The organism is Streptomyces sp. WELS2 (assembly GCF_013870595.1).
Classification (GTDB): domain Bacteria; phylum Actinomycetota; class Actinomycetes; order Streptomycetales; family Streptomycetaceae; genus Streptomyces.
Map to the genome: position 1 here is coordinate 1 of NZ_JACBWZ010001048.1, position 1,901 is coordinate 1,901.

At 71.5% G+C, this 1,901-nt stretch carries 2 protein-coding genes and 3 tRNA genes; all 5 read right to left on the bottom strand.

Features of this window, described 5'->3' with window-relative positions; all coding sequences use genetic code 11:
* Positions 1-661: histone deacetylase (locus H5J33_RS33420; protein ID WP_181798442.1), on the bottom strand; the 661-nt coding region annotated here is incomplete at its 3' end.
* 95 nt (positions 662-756) lie between these two features.
* Positions 757-830: transfer RNA gene (locus H5J33_RS33425), tRNA-Phe, on the bottom strand.
* Positions 831-854: 24 nt separating this feature from the next.
* Positions 855-929: transfer RNA gene (locus tag H5J33_RS33430), tRNA-Asp, on the bottom strand.
* A 36-nt stretch (positions 930-965) separates the two neighbouring features.
* A tRNA-Glu gene (locus H5J33_RS33435) sits at positions 966-1,038 on the bottom strand.
* 80 nt (positions 1,039-1,118) lie between these two features.
* Positions 1,119-1,811 carry a metallopeptidase family protein gene (locus tag H5J33_RS38495; protein ID WP_309485547.1) on the bottom strand — a complete coding sequence of 231 codons (693 nt, stop codon included), beginning with the start codon at positions 1,809-1,811 and terminating at the stop codon, positions 1,119-1,121.
* Between the last annotated feature and the right edge of the window lie 90 nt (positions 1,812-1,901).

The following is a 1,901-nucleotide window of genomic DNA, read 5'->3' on the forward strand; positions in this document are numbered from 1 at the left end:
TCCGGTGCTCCTCGCCGACGACGGCCCAGGGCGACGAGTGGCCGTCGGCACCGGGGCAGGAGGCGACGTAGGAGGCGACCGCGTCGGTGTCCCACGCCCCGGCGGAGAGCAGCCCCGTGGCCAGGGAGCGGACGTAGGCGGCGGCGGGGGCGACCCACGGCACGTCGTTCATCCCCCACGGCGCGGTGAACGTGAGCACCGGCAGGCCGTCCACCTGACCGGCGCACACGAGGGTCTCGTAGCGCCCGTCGCCGAGGACGGCGCGCCCGCGCGCGAGCACCTCCGCCAGGTCCAGGTCCCCGGCCGGCGGCCGGTACATCTCCTGCGCCGCGATGTCGGCGAACTGCCCGCTCGTCACCAGGTGCGCCCTGGCCAGTACACGCCCGTCCGCGTCCGGGTCGTAGAAGGCGCGCCCACCGCCCCAGACGGCGGACTCGGTGGCGAAGTACACCGCCCCGGTCAGCTCCACCGGGACCGACCGGGCCGGCATGGCGGGATCGCGGCACCCCGGGTACTCCCTGCCCGCACCCGGCGGACACCCGCCCTTGATGTAGGCGGCGAGCCGGTCCAGATGGGTGTTGGAACCGTACGAGGTGTACCAGACCCGCTCGGGATACCGGTCGAGCGGCAGCGCGGGGTCGATGCTCGGTAAGGCCTTCACCGTGGCGGGCTCCGTGGGCGTACCGGGGGCATGGCGGGTACGAAAGAGCCCCTCTCCGCGAACGGGGAGGGGCTCTGCCCTGGTCAGGGCGGTTGTGGCTGGGGCCGGGGTCGAACCGGCGACCTTCCGCTTTTCAGGCGGACGCTCGTACCAACTGAGCTACCCAGCCACGGTGTTTCACGTGAAACACCAGCGGTCCTGACGGGATTTGAACCCGCGGCCTCCACCTTGACAGGGTGGCGAGCACTCCAAACTGCTCCACAGGACCAAGCGTGCGTGCAACAGTGTCGCACACGGTAATGCGTGCCCCCAACGGGATTCGAACCCGTGCTACCGCCTTGAAAGGGCGGCGTCCTAGGCCGCTAGACGATGAGGGCTATCGGCCCGCCTGGGCGCTTCTCAGCGCGTCGGGGACGTGAGAAGCATATGGGATGGCGGGGGCTATCGCCAAAACGGTTTACGGGGAGGCGCTGGGAGAGGCGGGGGAAGGGGAGCGCGAGGGGGTGCTCGCGCCGGGCTGGTTCTCGTCCACCAGATGGCGGCTGACCTCGGCCGTCGTCAGGCCCAGCCCCCCGAGTTCGATCGCGTCCCAGGCCTGGAGCCGGCGGCTGTCCCGGTCGAAGTAGAGGATCGAGGCCTGGATCGGGGCCGGGTGCTCGTGCTCCACCGCCCGCAGCCCGCTGCCGCCGGTGGAACCCTCCCTGCGCAGCCGGGTGCCGTACGGCAGCATCTGGGTCCCCTCGTGGTGCAGATGCCCGCACAGCACCAGCGGCACCTGGCCGTCGGTCTCCTTGGCGGCCGTCGGCTCGTGCACCACCGTCACCTCGGTCTCCGCGATCACGTCCTCGCGGCTGGCGCACATCCTGAGCGTCGGGCCGCGGTAGACGGTGATCCGGTCCGGCAGGACACCCGCGTACCACTCGCCGCGCTCGGTCAGCGGCGTCCCCTCGTAGAGCCCGAGCAGCTCGGGATCGTCGGCGGGCGGTTCGTCCTCCACGAACACCGCGACGTTGTCCATCAGCCGCGTCAGCTCCGGCGGGATCCGGTCCAGCGCCTCGGCGACCAGTTCCTCGAACTCCTCGCGCGTCATCTCCAGCACACGGCCATTGTCCGGGAACCTCGCCGCATATCCACCCCGTGACGTGGGCATACGGCACCAATAACCCGCGTCCCCGTCGCAGCCCAGAGCAGCATGCCGAACCGGACCCCGCCCCGCGCACGCCCCCGCCCCCTCCCCCGT